At 33.5% G+C, this 17,251-nt stretch carries 17 protein-coding genes; 9 read left to right on the top strand and 8 right to left on the bottom strand.

What is annotated here, in order from left to right:
• Positions 1-1,515, top strand: coding sequence for a GH3 auxin-responsive promoter family protein (locus tag BM239_RS05405; RefSeq protein ID WP_092206592.1), 1,515 nt, complete (start codon positions 1-3; stop codon positions 1,513-1,515).
• A 236-nt stretch (positions 1,516-1,751) separates the two neighbouring features.
• Here BM239_RS05405 and clpX read toward each other — a convergent pair whose 3' ends face one another.
• The 6 genes from clpX to BM239_RS05375 form a co-directional block, all read right to left on the bottom strand.
• A complete protein-coding gene (gene clpX, locus BM239_RS05400; protein WP_092206591.1) occupies positions 1,752-2,984 on the bottom strand; it encodes an ATP-dependent Clp protease ATP-binding subunit ClpX in 1,233 nt (410 codons plus the stop codon).
• Between the two features lie 74 nt (positions 2,985-3,058).
• On the bottom strand, positions 3,059-3,733 hold the full coding sequence (gene clpP / locus BM239_RS05395) for an ATP-dependent Clp endopeptidase proteolytic subunit ClpP (protein WP_092206590.1): 675 nt from the start codon (positions 3,731-3,733) through the stop codon (positions 3,059-3,061).
• A 153-nt stretch (positions 3,734-3,886) separates the two neighbouring features.
• On the bottom strand, positions 3,887-5,215 hold the full coding sequence (gene tig / locus BM239_RS05390; RefSeq protein ID WP_092206589.1) for a trigger factor: 1,329 nt from the start codon (positions 5,213-5,215) through the stop codon (positions 3,887-3,889).
• A 148-nt stretch (positions 5,216-5,363) separates the two neighbouring features.
• Positions 5,364-5,717 carry a phage holin family protein gene (locus tag BM239_RS05385; RefSeq protein WP_092206588.1) on the bottom strand — a complete coding sequence of 118 codons (354 nt, stop codon included), beginning with the start codon at positions 5,715-5,717 and terminating at the stop codon, positions 5,364-5,366.
• Positions 5,718-5,750: 33 nt separating this feature from the next.
• Positions 5,751-6,527: an alpha/beta fold hydrolase gene (locus BM239_RS05380; RefSeq protein WP_092206587.1), complete on the bottom strand. Its 777-nt coding sequence runs from the start codon at positions 6,525-6,527 to the stop codon at positions 5,751-5,753.
• Positions 6,528-6,604: 77 nt separating this feature from the next.
• Positions 6,605-7,318, bottom strand: coding sequence for a pyridoxine 5'-phosphate synthase (locus BM239_RS05375; RefSeq protein ID WP_092206586.1), 714 nt, complete (start codon positions 7,316-7,318; stop codon positions 6,605-6,607).
• Between the two features lie 89 nt (positions 7,319-7,407).
• Here BM239_RS05375 and BM239_RS05370 point away from each other — a divergent pair, with 89 nt between their 5' ends.
• The 8 genes from BM239_RS05370 to murI all read left to right on the top strand — a co-directional run bounded on the left by BM239_RS05370 (position 7,408) and on the right by murI (position 15,702).
• The gene (locus BM239_RS05370) at positions 7,408-8,067 is read left to right on the top strand and encodes a CBS domain-containing protein (RefSeq protein ID WP_092206585.1); all 660 of its coding nucleotides are present in this window, start codon (positions 7,408-7,410) and stop codon (positions 8,065-8,067) included.
• 4 nt (positions 8,068-8,071) lie between these two features.
• Positions 8,072-8,953, top strand: a complete 882-nt coding sequence (locus tag BM239_RS05365; protein WP_092206584.1) for an NAD kinase — start codon at positions 8,072-8,074, stop codon at positions 8,951-8,953.
• A gap of 100 nt (positions 8,954-9,053) precedes the next feature.
• The gene (gene porG / locus BM239_RS05360) at positions 9,054-9,743 is read left to right on the top strand and encodes a type IX secretion system protein PorG (RefSeq protein WP_092206583.1); all 690 of its coding nucleotides are present in this window, start codon (positions 9,054-9,056) and stop codon (positions 9,741-9,743) included.
• Positions 9,744-9,806: 63 nt separating this feature from the next.
• Entirely contained in the window at positions 9,807-10,490 is a 684-nt protein-coding gene (locus BM239_RS05355; RefSeq protein WP_394333914.1) for an isoprenyl transferase, read from the top strand.
• Complete coding sequence (locus BM239_RS05350) at positions 10,423-13,095, top strand: BamA/OMP85 family outer membrane protein (protein WP_092206581.1); 2,673 nt, start codon at positions 10,423-10,425, stop codon at positions 13,093-13,095. Before BM239_RS05355 ends, BM239_RS05350 begins: the two co-directional genes overlap by 68 nt.
• Positions 13,096-13,263: 168 nt before the next feature.
• The gene (locus tag BM239_RS05345; RefSeq protein ID WP_177208983.1) at positions 13,264-14,313 is read left to right on the top strand and encodes an OmpH/Skp family outer membrane protein; all 1,050 of its coding nucleotides are present in this window, start codon (positions 13,264-13,266) and stop codon (positions 14,311-14,313) included.
• 38 nt (positions 14,314-14,351) lie between these two features.
• Positions 14,352-14,861, top strand: a complete 510-nt coding sequence (locus BM239_RS05340) for an OmpH/Skp family outer membrane protein (protein ID WP_092206579.1) — start codon at positions 14,352-14,354, stop codon at positions 14,859-14,861.
• Positions 14,862-14,922: 61 nt separating this feature from the next.
• Positions 14,923-15,702 carry a glutamate racemase gene (gene murI, locus BM239_RS05335; protein ID WP_092206578.1) on the top strand — a complete coding sequence of 260 codons (780 nt, stop codon included), beginning with the start codon at positions 14,923-14,925 and terminating at the stop codon, positions 15,700-15,702.
• A 4-nt stretch (positions 15,703-15,706) separates the two neighbouring features.
• On the opposite strand, the gene BM239_RS05330 is transcribed toward murI, so the two are convergent.
• Together BM239_RS05330 and BM239_RS05325 are read right to left on the bottom strand one after the other, a co-directional pair.
• On the bottom strand, positions 15,707-16,222 hold the full coding sequence (locus tag BM239_RS05330; RefSeq protein WP_092206577.1) for a gamma carbonic anhydrase family protein: 516 nt from the start codon (positions 16,220-16,222) through the stop codon (positions 15,707-15,709).
• 260 nt (positions 16,223-16,482) lie between these two features.
• Positions 16,483-17,217, bottom strand: a complete 735-nt coding sequence (locus BM239_RS05325; RefSeq protein ID WP_092206576.1) for a LytR/AlgR family response regulator transcription factor — start codon at positions 17,215-17,217, stop codon at positions 16,483-16,485.
• Between the last annotated feature and the right edge of the window lie 34 nt (positions 17,218-17,251).

Below are 17,251 nucleotides of genomic sequence, written 5' to 3'. Positions count from 1 at the left end.
ATGCCAATTCCTATTGTAAATTCTATTGCTTCTTGGTTTTTAAAAAAGCGATTTCACCAAATCGATTTGTTTTTAAAATACCCAAATGAAGTTCAAGAAGAGCTACTTATGCAATTATTGTACAAGGCAAAAGATACCGAATTTGGCAGGACGCATGGCTTCGATTCAATAAAGAGCTATCAAACATTTGCCAATCGTGTCCCTATCGCTTCCTATGAAGCATATCAACCTATGATTGAGCGTTCGCGTTTAGGAGAAAACAATATTTTCTGGCCTCAACCCATAAAATGGTTTGCCAAATCTAGTGGAACCACAAACGCTAAAAGCAAGTTTATACCAGTTAGTGAAGATTCATTGGAAAATTGCCATTATGCAGCCAGCAAGGATTTACTCTGTATGTATTTAAATAACAATGAAAATGCACAATTATTTACTGGCAAAAGTTTGCGTTTGGGTGGTAGCAAAGAATTATATAAAGAGAATGGAACCGTTTTTGGTGATTTATCAGCTATCCTAATTGACAATATGCCGTTCTGGGCAGAGTTCAGCAGCACGCCCAGTAACAAGGTGTCTTTGATGAACAATTGGGAAGAAAAAATGCAAGCTATTGTTAATGAAACCATTCAGGAAAACGTAACCAGTCTGGCTGGTGTACCATCTTGGATGTTGGTTTTATTAAACAATGTTCTAGAAACAACCGGAAAAGACAATCTTCATGATATTTGGCCTAACCTAGAAGTCTATTTTCATGGAGGCGTTAGTTTTTTACCCTATGTGGAACAATACAAGAAAATTCTACCAAAGAAAGATTTTCGGTATTATGAAATTTATAATGCATCGGAAGGCTTTTTTGCCATTCAAGATCAAAACAACTCTAGCGAATTATTATTAATGTTGGATTATGGTATTTTTTATGAGTTTATTCCCATGGATTCTTATGGAACTGTAAATGAAATTGTAATACCATTAAGCCAGGTAGAAATCAACACAAATTATGCGGTAATTATCACAACCAATGCAGGATTATGGCGTTATAAAATTGGCGATACCATTCGGTTTACATCCATTAACCCGTACCGTATAAAAGTTTCTGGACGAACCAAACACCACATAAATGTGTTTGGAGAAGAGTTAATTATTGAAAATGCCGAAGACGCTTTAAAAAGAGTTTGTAAAAAAACAAAATCTGAAATTGTAGATTATACAGCGGCTCCAATTTTTATGGAAGGCAAAGAAAAAGGTGCTCACGAATGGATTATTGAATTTAAAACACCACCCGAAAACATTCATTATTTTAATGAACTATTTGACAATGCTTTAAAAGCTTTAAATTCCGACTATGAAGCCAAGCGTTATAATAACATGACTTTAAACAAACCCACGATTCACATAGCTCGAGAGCAACTATTTTATGATTGGCTAAAGGCTAACGACAAATTAGGCGGACAACATAAAATTCCTAGGCTATCAAATACAAGAGATTATTTAGAAGCACTTTTAGAATTAAACAGGTGATACTTTTCAACCCAATTAATGACAAAAAAAATTCGGTTAACGAATTTAGTAGTAGGTTTATCTAAAAATAAAGCTTGTCTAGATTTTCTTACACAAAAAGCATTAGTTTTACAGTGCTATTAATCACACAATGATTTGCACATAATGCCAAATTATTAATTGTAATCCAAAAAACAACCAAAATAAGAAACCACGCAAATTGCGTGGTTTTTTTGTTTTATAGGTTTCCGAATTAATTAAGAAACCGCCTTCAATTTCTTAATAGTTGTTTTGCTTATTTTATCTTCAGCGTAGGCCTTGGTGACTTTCAACTCTTTTTCATCAGAACCTGGCATTTCAAACATAGCATCGGTTAGAATTTCTTCACATAAGGAACGTAATCCACGAGCGCCTAATTTATATTCAATAGCTTTATCTACAATAAAATCTAACGCACCATCAGTAATATGAAACTCAATATCGTCCATACTAAACAACTTTTTATACTGTTTAATAATGGCGTTTTTAGGCTCTGTTAAAATGGCACGAAGTGTTTTAGCATCCAATGGATCCATGTATGTTAAAACGGGTAAACGGCCAATAATTTCAGGAATTAATCCAAAGTCTTTTAAATCCTTTGGAATAATATATTGTAGTAAATGATTATGATCTACACGTTCATCAGACATGGACGCACTATATCCAACCGCTTGCATATTTAAACGCTTGGAAATAACTTTATCAATACCATCAAAAGCGCCACCAGCAATAAATAAAATATTTTCGGTGTTCACTTCAATAAATTTCTGATCTGGATGCTTTCGCCCTCCTTTTGGTGGAACATTTACTACGGTACCTTCCAATAATTTTAAAAGTGCTTGTTGGACACCTTCACCAGAAACATCACGCGTAATGGATGGATTATCGCTCTTACGTGCAATTTTATCTATTTCATCAATAAAAACAATTCCTTTTTCCGCTTTCTCTAAATTGTAATCTGCAGCCTGCAATAACCGTGTAAGGATACTTTCAACATCTTCACCAACATAACCTGCCTCTGTTAAAACTGTAGCATCCACGATAGCCAATGGTACGTTTAACATTTTAGCGATGGTTTTAGCTATTAAGGTTTTACCAGTTCCCGTTTGTCCAACCATAATGATATTACTTTTTTGAATTTCAATATCATCATCTGTTGGTGCTTGTAATAAACGTTTATAATGATTATAAACCGCAACAGACATCACTTTTTTTGTGGTTTCTTGACCTATTATATACTCGTCTAAAAATGTTTTTATTTTTTGTGGTTTGCGCAATTTTAGTTCTGCAGACAAATCGCTATTATCCGTTTGTTTAGATTCTTCCACCACAATGCCATGTGCTTGTTCAATACAACGGTCGCAGATATGAGCATCTAATCCTGCTATTAATAAACTGGTTTCTGGCTTTTTCCTACCACAAAATGAACATTCTAATTCTTCCTTTGCCATAAATTATTATATTTCAATTTTCAAATTCTTTTCACAATCGCTAAAAGCTAGATTGTAAAAGGTAATTAATTGTATTAGCTACGCACCAATACTTCATCAATCATACCGTACTCTTTAGCTTTATCAGCTTTCATCCAGTAATCACGATCACTGTCATTGTAAACTTTGTCGTAGTCTTGACCAGAATGCTTACTAATTATTTTATATAGCTCTTCTTTAAGTGTTAAAATTTCGCGAGCTGTAATTTCAATATCACTTGCTTGACCTTGCGCTCCACCTAAAGGCTGATGAATCATAACACGTGAATGGGTTAATCCACTTCGTTTTCCTTTTTCTCCGGCACATAACAAAACGGCTCCCATAGAGGCTGCCATTCCAGTACAAATTGTGGCTACATCTGGCTTAATAAATTGCATGGTATCATAAATACCTAAACCAGCATAAACACCACCACCTGGTGAGTTGATGTATATTTGAATATCTTTAGAAGAGTCTGTACTCTCTAAAAACAATAATTGTGCTTGAATAATATTAGCTACTTGATCATTAATTGCAGTTCCTAAAAAGATGATGCGATCCATCATTAATCTGGAAAAAACATCAAAAATAGCGATATTCATCTGACGTTCTTCAATAATATTAGGTGTTAAGTTTGTTGGGTACATATGACTAATAATTTTGTCGTAATATGTACTACTAATACCTTGATCTTTTATAGCGAATTTTTCAAATTCTTTTCCGTAATTCATTGTTTTTAAAAATTTTATAGGTTAAAATCCTGAATTAAAACAGGAAGTTTATAATCCCATTTTATCAAATAAAAATTTATTTAAAAAAATAGGCGCTGAAACTCATTATTTCAACGCCTAAATATAAGGATTTATTCTTTAAAACGCGGCAACTTATTTGTCTCCGTAAACTTCTTTTACAAAGTCTTCATAAGTTATATCTTTCGTTTTAATATTTGCCTTTTCTTTATAAAGCGCTAATAGTTTCTGGCTAATAATTTGTTCAGAAATACGACGTGCTTCATCTTGGTTAGATAATACACGAGCCGCAATGTCTTCTAGTTCTTTATCGGAAGGATTCATCTGACCGAATTGCGCCATTTGCGCTTTAATCATTTGCTTGGCATGATCTTTAATATCGTCCATACTTACCTTAATATCATTGTCAGTAATCAATTTACCTTCAATTAATTGGTAACGTAAGCTTTTTTCAGATTTTGCGTATTCTTCTTGAGCTTCTGCTTCTGTTAATTCTTTTTCACCTGCTGTTTGCATCCATTTCTGTAGGAATGTTGCTGGTAAATCGAATTTGGTGTTTTCTACTAAATATTCTGTAACGTCATTTAATAGTTTTTGTTCAGATTGTTGCTTGAATTGCTTTTCAGCATCTTCTTTAATTTTTGCTTTTACATCTTCTAGAGAAGTTGCAACACCTTCACCAAATAACTTATCAAATAACTCTTGGTTTAATTCTGCTAACTCACGCTCATTAATTTCGGTAATGGTAAAGGTTACTTCAATATCCAAATCATGAATATCATCATGCGATAATTTTAATGCATGCATTAATTCGTGATCATCTGCATATAAGCCTTTTGTTTTTAGCGTAATAACATCACCCACTTTAGCACCAACAAATTTCTTTTCGGTAGCTTTTCCTTTAAATTTATCTAGCGTTAATGTTACTGTGTTTTCAATGTCACGCTCGTCATTTTTATAAACACCTGTAATTTCAGAATCTTTAGAAACTACATCAGCAGAAATTAATTTCCCGTATTGCTTTTGTATGTTTAAAACTTGATCGTTAATCATTTTATCTCCAGCGGTAATATTATAATCAATAATCGCTTTCTTTGGTGACAAGTTCACCTCAAATTCTGGAGCTAACCCTAACTCAAACTCAAAAGATAATTTATCGGCATCCCAATCTAAATTATCCTGTGGCTTTGGTAATGGGTTCCCTAAAACATCTAATTTTTCTTCAGTTAAATATTTATTCAATGCATCTTGAAGTAACTTGTTAACCTCATCAACCAATACAGCTTTACCATATTGCTTTTTTACCATTCCCATTGGCACGTGGCCTTTTCTAAAACCAGGAATGTTTGCTGTTTTACGATAGTCTGTTAAAATTTTTTCAACCTTACCACTATAATCTTCTTTAGCGATATCGACTTTTACTACAGCATTTAATGCATCAATATTTTCTCTTGTAATATTCATTGTATTATGACATAAAAATTGGAGTGCAAAAATACTACTTTTTTACACTCCAACAAAGTATTTTAACGTATTGTCTTTCACCCGTTTATTTGTACTGATTTTCAGTAGGACTAACAGATTTCTAACCAAGATAAATGTTAAATAAAATTTACAGCTGCTCCTTATCTTGACCTAAAATGGCATAAAATATAGATTGTAAAATAGTTAATAGGATACTAAATAATAAGGCTGTCCAAAAACTAGAAACTTCAAAACCATTGATTAAATTATCTGCTAATAAAATCATACAGGCATTGATAACAAATAGGAAAAGGCCGAGTGTTACAATGGTAGCTGGTAAGGTTAAAAAGATTACTATAGGCCTCACTATTAAATTTAGCAACCCTAAAACAATAGCAACAAGTATAGCAGTTGTGTAACCTTCAACGGTAATTCCGGGTAACAATTTAGCAAGTAGAACAACAGCAACCGCTGTTAGTAATATTTTAAAAATGAGCTTCATACTATTTTATTTAGTGATTTATAAAAATATAACTTATTTTAAGAAAGCCATCACAGCTTCGTAAAATTCTTCTGGATTTTCCGCATGTAACCAATGTCCTGCATTTGAAATTGTGACAATATTCGCTTTTGGAAAATGAACCTGAATGATGCTTTCATCTTGATTACTAATATATTCAGATTTATCACCTTTTAAAAATAACGTGTTCCCTTCAAATTTGGCAGAACTTGGCAATGGCTCACCCACTTCACTCACCTGATTTGCTAAAACATCTAGATTCATCCGTAATGCTAATTGCCCTTTTTCTTTCCAATATAAGTTTTTTAATAAAAATTGTCGCGTTCCAACGTCTGAAACAAATTTTGCCAAACTTTTATCAGCTGCTCCACGACTTTTAATCGCGGAAAAGTCTAATTGACTCAAACCACTTAAAATAGCGTCATGATGTATTGGGTAAAAACGGGGAGAAATATCTGCAATTAATAATTTAGAAACCAATTCTGGAAATTGTGTTGCAAAAAGCATAGCGGTTTTGCCACCCATGGAATGTCCCATAAGCACAATATCTGAAAGTTGATATGCATCACAATAACGCTTCAAATCGGCTGAAAGCGTTTCATAACTAAAATCATCATCATGAAAACTTCTTCCGTGGTTTCGTTGATCCACTAAATGAACTTGATAACCTTGTTCTGCAAATTGACTTCCTAGGGTTTTCCAATTATCTCCCATTCCTAAAAAGCCATGTAGAATTATAAAGGGACTGCCTTCACCTAATATATTGGAATATAATTTTTTACTCTCAATCATTTTTTTTCGTTTTTACTTATTTCTCGTTACTCTGAACTAGGTATGTAAGACTGAAACCAATGCCACCAAACTAGAAATTAAGCCAATTTATGTAAATACATCTGAATGACGTTTTCTACACCCAAATACAAACTTTCAGAAATCAGCGCATGCCCTATGGAAACTTCTAGCAAATTTGGAATGTTTTCTTTAAAAAACCGAATATTATCCAGTGATAAATCATGCCCAGCATTAACACCTAAATCTAAACTATCAGCTAAAATAGCACATTCAGTATACGGTGTTATTGCTTTTTTATTTCCTAAACCAAATTCGTGTGCAAAAGATTCAGTATATAATTCAATTCTATCTGTACCTGTGGCTTTGGCTCCTTCAATTTGTTTTAAAACTGGATCAACAAAAATTGATGTTCGAATTCCATTACTTTTAAATTCCTGAATAACATCTACTAAAAAATCTTTATGTTTTAATGTATCCCAACCAGCATTACTGGTAATAGCATCTACAGAATCTGGAACTAGGGTAACTTGTGTTGGTTTGATTTCTAAAACCATATCCATGAATTTATCAATTGGGTTACCTTCAATATTGTACTCTGTATGAATTTCGGGTTTCAAATCGTATGCATCCTGATAGCGTATATGGCGTTCATCAGGACGTGGATGGATAGTAACACCTTCTGCACCAAAACGCTGAACATCTTTTGCAAACTGAACCACGTTGGGCAGGTCTCCTCCTCTAGAGTTTCTTAAAGTAGCAATCTTATTAATATTTACACTTAACTTTGTCATTTTCTAAATATTTGAATGACAAAAATACAAACTCAACTAACGGTTTTGTACTATTTTTTAATTAATTTGCAAATAACAAAAAACACATTATGAATTTAAACGAATTTGTTATTAACGATATCAAGCCATTAGTAAACACCGATAAAATTGGAGATTTACAAATGCTGTTTAATCAACTAACATATTCACATATTCCAATTCAAACAGCTGAAGGTTTATATTTGGGTTGCATGTCTGAAACCGACGTTTATTGTTTTGAAAAACAAGACATAATTGCCGACCAAATCCACGCTATAGAAGGTTTTTTTGTTCGTGACACCACAAACTGGTTAGATGTTTTAGAGGCCTTTGCCCAAAACAGCACGAACATCATGCCTATATTAAATAGCAACAATGCCTATCTAGGCTACTATGAATTAAATGATGTGATTGGTTTATTTAATGAAACACCATTTTTTGCTGAAGCAGGTGGTATTTTAGTTATTGAAAAAGGATTAGTAGATTATTCCTTTAGTGAAATAAGCCAAATTGTGGAATCTAATAACGGGAAATTACTAGGTGCTTTCATTTCAAAAACAGAAATGGATATGGTTCAAATTACATTAAAAATTGGTAATACCGGACTAAATGATATCATGCAAACATTCAGACGGTACAGTTATAATGTGATTTCTGGCCATGAGGAAGATAGTTATTTAAAAAGTCTGAAAGATCGATCTGAATACCTTAATAAGTACTTAAATATATAATGCTATGAAAATTGCCATTTTTGGTCAAGCCTTTAATTTAAGTACTGAAGAAGCGCTCGTTATCATTTTAAACTATTTAAAATCTAAAGAAAACGTTTCGGTTTACTTAATAAGTGAGTTTAATGAGAAAATCCATGAAGAAAAACAAACCAATCCCGATTATGCGGAAATTGTAACCGTTTTAGATGCCAGTTTCGATTTATTAATAAGTATTGGTGGCGATGGAACCATTCTTCGTGCCATTACACACGTGCAAGATTTAAACATCCCTATAATTGGTGTCAACACAGGACGATTGGGTTTTTTGGCAACCATTCAAAGCCAAGCAATTGTTCCCGCAATGGATGCTATTTTTAGTAAAGCATATAAAATATCGGAACGCAATTTATTAGCTATTGAAACATCCCCTAAACACGATGCTTTTAAAACATTAAATTTCGCCTTAAATGAAATAGCTGTCAGTAGAAAAAACACCACATCGATGATTACGGTAGAAACACGTTTAAATGATGAATACCTTACATCGTATTGGAGTGACGGACTCATTGTATCTACACCAACAGGGTCAACGGGTTATTCATTAAGTTGCGGCGGACCTGTTATTACACCGGACACCAATAGTTTTGTTATTACCCCTATTGCACCACACAACTTAAGCGCAAGACCTTTAATAATAACGGATTCAACTGAAATACAACTCAAAGTCAATGGTCGTGAAGATAATTTTTTAGTCTCCTTGGATTCTAGAATTGCAACCTTATCCAATGACACCATCATTACTATTAAAAAAGCATCTTTTTCTATAAAATTAATCGAACTATTAGAGGAAAGCTTTTTGGATACCTTAAGAAAAAAACTACTTTGGGGTGAAGACAAACGAAATTAGGCAATAATTTTATTTAAAATCAGTTTAATTCAAATACATTTTGAATCAAATTGTTATAGGCTAATCTTAGTTTATTATATTTGCAAACTTTTGAACGTTTATGAGGTATTTAACCATCGTACTATTATTATTTTTAAGCAGTCATTTCTGTCAATCTCAAACTCACGAATTGGGTGTGTTTCTTGGTGGTAGTAATTTTATAGGTGATGTTGGTAGCACAAAATATATAGCACCAAACAAACCCGCTATTGGCGCACTCTATAAATGGAATCGCAGTCCAAGACATGCTTTTAGAATCTCTGTAACTTATACAGAATTAGAAGGAAAAGACTCAAAATCAGACGATCCAAGACGACAACAGCGAGATTATAGTTTTACTAATAAACTCATTGAGGCTTCTGCCGGTCTGGAATTTACTTTTTTCGATTGGGATTTACACGATGGCAGAATTAAAGCCACACCATATTTATATTCAGGAATTGCCGTAGGGTATCATGATAATTTTTATTTCAATAGATTAGGAATTAAAAAAGACGAGAATACTTCCAGTCTAGCTTATGGAATTCCTATGGTTTTAGGCTTTAAGACAAATGTTTTAGGAAATTTGATTATAGCTGCAGAAATTGGTGCACGCTATACCTTTTCTGATGAACTAGATGGAAGCGTCCCTGATTATGATAATGAAGCTCCTGTAGCTTTTGGCAATACAAATAATAATGACTGGTATATGTTTACCGGTATAACATTAACTTACACATTTGGCAAGAAACCCTGTTTCTGCGTATTTTAAAACAACGTGAACTTAAAAGACTCTATACATACTGATCATTTACCAAAACACATTGCTATTATTATGGATGGAAACGGCCGGTGGGCTAAACAAAAAGGCCTTTTGCGAAGTATTGGTCATGAAAATGGTACAAAATCCGTACGTGAAACTGTAGAAGCTTCTGCTGAATTAGGCATTGAAAACTTAACACTGTATGCTTTTTCTACTGAAAATTGGAATCGTCCTAAATTAGAAGTTCAAACCCTTATGAAGCTTTTAGTCTCTTCTTTAAAAAAAGAAATTAAAACACTTCAAAAAAATGATATTCGATTAGCAGCAATAGGCTGTTTGGATGCCTTACCCAAAAAAGCACACACGGAATTACTAGAAGTTATAGACAAGACAAAACACAATAAACGTATGTGTTTAACATTAGCTTTGAGTTATGGCTCACGAGAGGAAATACTAAATACCGTTAAAGAAATAAGTCTTAAAGTTAAAAATAATATAATTTCTGCGGAAAAAATTGATGAATCAGTTATAAATGAGCATCTTTACACGCGAAATTTACCAGACGTAGATTTACTAATTAGAACCAGTGGTGAGCAGCGCATAAGCAACTTTCTATTGTGGCAAATTGCATACGCTGAATTATATTTTACACAGGTGCTTTGGCCAGATTTTACAAAGCAAAATTTGTATGAAGCAATTATTGAATATCAAAAAAGAGAACGACGATTTGGGAAGACAAGTGAACAACTCCATTAATATTACATCATTGAAAACGTATATAGGGCTATTTTTTACTTTTTTATTTTTAGTAAGTATAAACACACAAGCACAAGAATTACAACCAGCACCCACAGGAAAAAAATACACACTTGGTGATGTTTCTGTTTCTGGTGATACTCATTTTAGCGCTCAAACTATTATTACCTATTCAGGCCTCCGTAAAGGCGAGGAAATCATTATTCCTGGAGAAAAAATTAGTGAAGCGATTAGAAAATTATGGAAATCCAACCTATTTAGAGATATTAATATTTACCTTCTAAAAACAGAAGGTGAAGTGGCATATCTTGAAATCCGTCTTTATGACCTTCCTGAACTAAACGAATTAAAAATAAATGGTATTAAACGATCTAAAAAAGACGATATTATTACCGAAAACAACCTACAAAACGGTGTAAAAGTTACTGAAAACTTGGTAACGACAACTAAAAATTATTTAACATCCAAATATCAAAAGGATGGTTTCTACAACACCAAAGTACATATTAATACTATTGAGGTTCCAGATTCAACAGGACGCCCTGCTGTTAATATGGTTTTAAATGTCGATAAAGGCAAAAAAGTAAAAGTAAGCGAAATTAATTTTGAAGGGAATTCAGCAATTCCTGATTCAAAATTAAGAAAAGCCATGAAAAACACGAAGCAGAAAAATTTCTTGCGCCTCTTTAAACGTTCAAAATTTATTGAAGCTGATTATAAAGAAGATTTAGAAAGTGTTATCGATAAATTAAAAGAAAATGGGTATCGAGATGCGCGTATCATTTCAGATTCTATTTCTAGAATAGACAAGAAAAACGTAGCCATAAACATTAAAGTTGAAGAAGGTGAACAATATAGGTTCGGGGATATTACCTTTATTGGAAACACGGTATATTCTGACCAACAATTAAAAGGTATTCTACGAATCAACAAAGGTGATATATATAATGGCGTGCTTTTAGAAAAACGCATTGCAGACGAAACCAAACCTGACGCTTTGGATATTACCAATCAATACCAAAATAATGGTTACTTATTCTCAACTATCAATCCTGTAGAGGTCAATACAGAAGGGAATGTCATTGATATGGAAATACGGATTTCTGAAGGAAAGCCCGTGTATTTTAATAGCATTTCTGTAGTCGGTAACGATGTTACCAATGACCGTGTAATTTATCGTGAATTACATACCAGACCTGGGCAACTATATAGTAAAGCCAATGTCGTTCGAACCATTCGTGAGTTGAGCCAATTAGGGTATTTTGATGCCGAGCAAATTGCAACTAATTTTAATAATCCTAATCCAAATGAAGGAACTATTGATTTAGAATATGGTGTTGTTGAAACGGGATCTAGCCAAGTGGAACTCCAAGGAGGTTATGGAGGTGGAGGTTTTATTGGAACTTTAGGTTTATCCTTTAACAACTTTTCATTAAAAAATATTTTTAATTTAGATGCTTATAAACCAGTTCCTCGTGGAGATGGACAAAAACTAGCGTTACGCTTACAGGCAAGTCGTTTTTATCAAACCTATAGTTTCTCATTTACAGAACCTTGGATGGGTGGCAAAAAACCAGTTCAGTTTTCAACATCTATTTCGCACTCGGCACAATTTTTATATGATCCTACAACAGGAAACGCAGACCGTGACAAGCGTTTTAATATTACAGGTGTAACAGTTGGTTTAGCTAAGCGTTTGACGATTCCAGATGATTATTTCACCTTATCTCAAGCAGTCAGTTTCCAACATTATAACCTAAAAAATTATAACACAGGCTTATTTACCTTCGGTGATGGTTACTCAAACAATTTAGCTTACACTATTGGCTTAAGCAGAAACAATACTTACAATGATCCTGTATTCCCAACTGGTGGTTCTAATTTTAGTGTTTCAGCAAAACTGTCATTGCCATACTCCCTATTTAATGGCGTAGACTATGACCAACTTTTAGTTGAACGTGATGAGTGGTTAGAAATTGCTAGCACAACAGAAAATGCAAATTTAAGACAAGATGCATTAGACCAAGTTGGTGCTATTGATCAAGAGCGCTTTAAATGGTTAGAGTTTTATAAAATTAAAATGAAAGGTGATTGGTACACCAGACTATTTGGTAAGTTTATTGTAAAATCAGGTGTAGAATTCGGGTTTTTAGGAGCGTATAACCAAGCCCGAGGTGTCATTCCATTTGAGCGTTTCTTCCTTGGAGGAGATGGATTAGGAAGTTACAGTTTAGATGGCCGTGAAGCCGTTGCACTACGTGGTTATCCAAACCAATCTTTACAGCCGATTGATGGCGAAAATAACATTACTAATGATGGTGGTACTATTTACAATAAGTTTTCCATGGAGTTACGGTATCCAATTAGTATGAGTCAAACTGCTAAAATATATCTTTTAGGGTTTGTTGAAGGTGGTGTTTCTTACAATGATTTTCAGGATTATAACCCATTCAATTTATACAGATCAAGTGGTGCAGGAGTACGTATTTTTATGCCTGCCTTTGGCTTATTAGGTATCGATTTTGGTTATGGATTCGATGCACTTCCAGGCCAAACATCTCCTAATGGATGGGAAACTCACTTTATTATTGGACAGCAATTTTAATTTTGGCACGATATTTTCTATAACACTAATAATTAATTAAATCCCGAATTAAATTATTTTCAAATTAAAATTCATAATTTTGAAAACAGTAATTTAAAAATGGATAGAATAATATGAAAGGTCTGTCGTTTTAGAATTTACACGTTATAAATTATAAATATGAAACAGATGAAATTAAAAGTTCTTTTTTTAGTGGCTACGGTATTCATGTTAAGCATGTCTAGTTTTGCACAACGTGGTGTAAGAATTGGCTACATAGACACGGAATATATACTTGAAAACGTTCCTGAATATCAACAAGCAACCTCACAATTGGAAACAAAAGTTCAAAAGTGGAAAAGCGAAATTGAACAGCAATTAAGCGGAATTGCACAAAAGCGAAAAGATTTAAGTAATGAAAAAGCGCTTTTAACCAAAGAATTGATTGAAGAGCGTGAAGAGGATATTGCTTTTGAGGAAAAAGAAATATTAGATTATCAGCAAAAGCGTTTTGGACCGAATGGCGATTTAATGATTCAGAAAAAACAACTCATTCAGCCTATTCAAGATCAAATATTTTCAGCAGTACAAGATATTGCCGAAGCAAAGAAATACGATTTTGTTTTTGATAAATCAGCCGATGTAGTGATGCTGTATTCTGCAAAACGATATGATTTTAGCGAACAAGTTATAAGAAGTTTAACACGTAGTGCTAAACGTACTCAAGCAGGTTCAAGAGCTGAAAAACAAGCTGCAGAAGATGAAGACCTAGTTATTGAAGTTGATGAAGAATTAGAAGCGAAACAAGAAGCAGCGGATGAACGTAAAACAGAAATAATGAATGAGCGTGAAGCTCGCAAACTAGCCGCTCAAAAACGTCGTGACAGTATCATTGAGGCTCGTAATTTAGCGCGTGAAGAAAAATTAAACAGTCGAAATCAAGATACGGAAGCTACGGAAGAGGATGCTGATGAAAATAATGCTGATGAAGATAATGCTGAAGAAACAACTGTTAGCGAGAATAATAAGACAACAAATACTGATGATGAAAAAACGCCAGAGCAAATAGCGGAAGAGCGGAGACAAGAAAAATTAGATGACAGAGCACGCAGAAAGCAAGAATTAGAAGAACGTAAGCAACGAATTTTAGCGGAAAGAGAACGTGCAAGACAAGAACGAGAAAATGCTAGAAATAACACAAATGAAGACACGCCAGAAGACGATGATGGCGATAATTAATAATTAAATTTATAACACACATTAATACTATTTTTAAAATGAAACAATTCAAAACCCTTTTATTTGCAGCCGCATTATTTATTGGAGCAACTAGTTTTACACAAGCTCAAAGCAAAGTTGCACACATTAATACGCAAGATTTAATTAAGTCTATGCCAGAAATGGCGACTGCACAATCTGAAATGGAAAAATTAGGTAAAACCTACGAAGCTGATATTAAAGCCATGGTTACTGAATACCAAAATAAAATGAAGCAATACGAAGCGGAAGCACCAACTAAAACGGATGAAGAAAACCAAAAACGTTTGATTGAAGTTCAAACTATGGAACAAAACATCCAACAATATCGTGGTACCGCGCAACAAGACATGCAAAAGAAAGAAGTAGACTTATTAAAGCCTATTACAGAGAAAGCAAAAGCTGCTATTTTAAAAGTGGCAAGAGCTCAAGGTTTTCAATACGTATTTGATTCTACTCAAGGTGGTGGTGTAATTATGGCCGATGGTAAAAACTTATTAGACGATGTTAAAAAAGAATTAGGCATCTAATCTTTATTAAAAAAAATTATAAAAAGCCACTTATATCAAGTGGCTTTTTTATTTTTGATACATGAGTTCAAAACCTATTGGCATATTCGATTCTGGTGTTGGTGGCACGTCCATTTGGAACGAGCTACACTTACGGTTACCAGATGAAAACACCCTGTATTTAGCCGATAGTAAAAATGCACCTTATGGAACAAAAACAGAACAGGAAATTATTGAATTGAGTATTAAAAATACCGAATATCTTATTTCTAAAGATTGCAAAATAATTGTTGTAGCTTGTAATACTGCAACAACAAATGCCATAAAAATACTTCGAGAAACATTTAATATTCCATTTATTGGAATCGAGCCAGCTATTAAACCAGCAGCCTTAAATACTAAAACAAAAGCTATTGGTATACTAGCAACAAGGGGTACTTTGTCTAGCGCGCTTTTCCATAAAACAACCGATTTATATAGCCATAATATTCAAGTTATAGAACAGGAAGGTGAAGGAATTGTACAGCTAATTGAATCTGGTAAATTAGAATCAGCTGAAATGACTGCTCTATTGAAGCTTTATTTACAACCTATGATACATGCTAATATTGATTATTTAGTATTAGGTTGTACACATTATCCCTATTTAGTACCACAGCTTTTACAATTGCTCCCAGAACATGTTAAGATAATTGACTCTGGCGAAGCGGTGGCCAGACAAACCGAAGCCGTTTTAAAGGAACATAATTTATTAAACAACTCTAATAAAAAAGGTAGAGTGCTTTTCTACACTAATGGAGATACACAGGTTATCACCAAGCTTTTAGGAGCTAATCATGATATCTCATATTTAGATTTTTAAGCATCTACTCCTTAAACCAACCTGAATATGTCACGTAGTTTTCGGCAATTCTATTAATTTCACCTGAAATCAATTCTTTACTAATATCTTTTACTTTTTTAGCGGGAACGCCTGCATATATAGTGCCTGCTTCCACACGTGTATTCTGCGTAACTACAGCACCTGCTGCAATAATACTATTACTTTCTACAATACAATCGTCCATGACAATACTACCCATGCCAATAAGTACATTATCATGAATCGTACAACCATGTACGATAGTATTATGTCCAATAGACACATTATTACCAATAGTAGTTGGAGATTTCTGATAGGTTGCATGAATAACAGCACCATCTTGAACGTTAACCTTATTTCCCATTTTAATGTAATGAACATCACCACGAATTACGGCATTAAACCAAATGCTGCAGTTTGAACCTATTGAAACATCGCCAACAATGGTGGCATTTTCTGCTATAAAACAATCTTCTGGTATTTGTGGAGATTTTCCGTTTACTGATTTTATAAGTGGCATAATGGTACTGTTTTAAAAAATGTATTTTTTGTATTCGTTTTTATGTAAGGCTAATGTAGGTTTATTTTTGAGATTAAATTTACTCACTTTCCTGAAATGGTTTTGAGAAAGACCTAATAGGTTCCCAAAACCTGTTAGGACTGAAAACCTAAAGAGAATAAAAATTCAATAATTTCTAGCTTTGCTTGAATTGTTTCATGCTTTTTATTAATGTGAAGTGCAGTGTTTAAAGCTATGAGATTCCTGCTTTCGCAGGAATTCTATTTAAAAAAAGCCAATAATTCTGCTTTTCTGGAAGCCGAAACACTCACTTGCTTGCCATTACTTAACACCACACTTCCGCCCTTTCCTTTTACGTATTTAACAATTTCATTGACGTTAACTAAATAGGATTTATGAACGCGTGAAAAATGACTATCCATCAACGCATCCTCAAAATACTTTAAAGTTTTACTAACTAATTTCTTTTTTTTATTCGTTAAAAAAATTTCGGTATAGTTATCGTCGGCTTTGCAATATAAAATATCAACCGTGTTTATGACTTCAAATCCATCATGTTGTGGAATAGTTATTTTTCCTGCTACCGCATTCAGTTTAGGTACTAAAATTTGATCTTGTAGTGCTGATTCTCTCTGCTTAATATCGGTTACATAATCTACTGCTTTTATCAATTCGTCAATAGAAATAGGTTTCATTAAATAATAGGATGCATGCGCATTTAAGGCCTCCATAGCATACTGGTTATAAGCAGTTACAAATATGGTTTCAAAATTAATATCGCCCACTTTTTCTAATAAATCAAAGGCATTTCCATAAGGCATTTCCACGTCTAGAAATACCAAATCTAATGCGTTATTTCTAATTAAAACAAGAGCTTCTTCCACGTTTTCTGCTTCACCTAATATTTGCACATTTGGACAGTATCTCGTTAAGTAATTTTTTAGAATATCGCGACTGGTATGTTCGTCTTCAACGATAATGGCTTTTAGTTTCATATGCGTATGGTTTTTAGATTTGGGAATCTATTAT

Source organism: Algorimicrobium echini (genome assembly GCF_900115185.1).
Taxonomy (GTDB): Bacteria; Bacteroidota; Bacteroidia; order Flavobacteriales; family Flavobacteriaceae; genus Algorimicrobium; species Algorimicrobium echini.
Note: the sequence above shows the minus strand (reverse complement) of the source record. Positions and strands in the feature narration are given on the sequence as shown.